This is a genomic window from Paraburkholderia sp. SIMBA_030 (assembly GCF_046535245.1).
Classification (GTDB): Bacteria; Pseudomonadota; Gammaproteobacteria; order Burkholderiales; family Burkholderiaceae; genus Paraburkholderia.
The window spans coordinates 1-239 of the sequence record NZ_JAWRXB010001538.1; the positions used below are offsets into that span (position 1 = coordinate 1).

Annotated in this window: 1 protein-coding gene; it reads left to right on the forward strand. The window is 63.6% G+C overall.

Features of this window, described 5'->3' with window-relative positions; all coding sequences use genetic code 11:
* Window positions 1-239 (forward strand): hypothetical protein (locus SB772_RS45170; protein WP_410839171.1); only part of this gene is annotated, 239 nt, incomplete at both ends.

Below are 239 nucleotides of genomic sequence, written 5' to 3' on the forward strand. Positions count from 1 at the left end.
CTCGACGCGCCGTTGTTCGGCGTGCGCTGGCGCTGGAATACCGGTGTCGCCCTGGCCCTGCCGCGCTACAGCGGCGGACGCAAAGTGCCGCCGCAGATCCAGCGAATGAAAAGCGAAGACCTGATCGCCAGCGTCTTCCCCGATCAGATTGCCTGTGTGGAAAACCTCGCCGGCGAGCGCGAAATTCCCGACCATCCGTTGGTGGAACAAACCCTCGACGATTGCCTGCACGAGGCGAT